Raw genomic sequence first — 1,280 nt, forward strand, 5'->3', positions numbered from 1 at the left:
GTGATGCTCGCGCTGAATCCGCTTGATATACGTCTTGCGTTCCTTCGCGTTGGCCTTCGCGTGCTTGAGCCGCAGGTCGATCGTGATCTCCTGGCCCAGCGATTTGAGGATCGACGTGAAGTGCGGGGTCGCGGAGCAGGGGGCCACGGGCAGATGGAAGTCGAAAGGGGCGCGTGCGCGTGGCGAGGCGGCGGCCAGCGCCTTGACGTCCTCGCTCGCGCCCACCAGCAGGTGCGAGACCGACAGCTCGGCGCCGAGCTTGTGCACCTGTTCCAGGTAATGCTCGAGGATCACCGTGCCCTGGCGATGGATCGCCTCTTCGAGCGTGGCGGCCGTGACGTTCGGATTGCCGTCGCGGTCGCCGCCGATCCAGCTGCCCATCTGGAAGAACGCCGGCACGCGCGCGTCGAGGCCGTGCTCGGCCAGCGCTTCCTCGATGTCGGCGTAGAGCGCCGGCAGTTCGTCGAGGAAGGTGGCGCGGTAATAGGACAGCGCGTTGTCGATTTCGTCGCCGACGGTCAGGCGCGCGTCGCGCAGCATGCGCGTCTGCCACAGCGTCGTGACGCGGGCGCGCAGCAGCGCTTCGTTGTGCGAACGCTCGCGCGAGGTCAGTTCCTGATCGCGCTGGGCCAGCAGGCGCGCGATGTCGTGCTGCGCGTCGAGAATGCTCTTGCGCTGCACTTCGGTCGGGTGGGCGGTCAGCACCGGCACGATCAGCGCTTCGTCGAAGAACTTGCGGATCACGTCGGTCGACCCGTCGCCGGCGTCCTTCAGCGCTTGCAGCGCGAACGCGACGGTGCCGGCTTGCGGCGTCGAACCGGCCAGCGCGTGGATGCGGCGGCGGCGGTTGTGATGGCGATCCTCGGCGATATTGGCCAGGTGCGAGAAGTAGCTGAACGCGCGCACCACGCTGACGGTCTGCTCGGGCGTGAGCTTGCGCAGCATGCGGTCGAGCGTGGTGGCGGCCTCGCGGTCGTCCTCGCGGCGGAATTTCACGGCGTGCTGGCGGATCGTCTCGACCACGTCGAACACGGCGTCGCCTTCCTGCTCGCGCACCACGTCGCCGAGCAGGCGTCCCAGATAGCGGATGTCCTCGAACAGCGGCTGATCCTTGTCGTCGCGCGTACGGCCGTTCGTTTTCGGCGCGGCCTTGGCCTTGCCCGCGGCGCGTGCCGGTGCCGCCTTGTCGACGGCGGGCTTGGCCGCGGTCTTGGCGGTGGCGCGGCGCTGCGGGGCGGTCGTTTCGACGGCGGCCGGGGCGGCGTTCGCGGCCTTGGCGG

Annotated in this window: 1 protein-coding gene; it reads right to left on the reverse strand. The window is 69.2% G+C overall.

Annotation, left to right across the window (positions count from 1 at the left end; all coding sequences use genetic code 11):
- A partial coding sequence (locus G3N92_RS34230; protein WP_241015210.1) for a phosphoenolpyruvate carboxylase occupies positions 1–1,280 on the reverse strand: 1,280 nt, incomplete at both ends.

Origin of the sequence: Burkholderia sp. Ac-20379, assembly GCF_017104645.1 — a bacterium.
GTDB lineage: Bacteria > Pseudomonadota > Gammaproteobacteria > Burkholderiales > Burkholderiaceae > Burkholderia.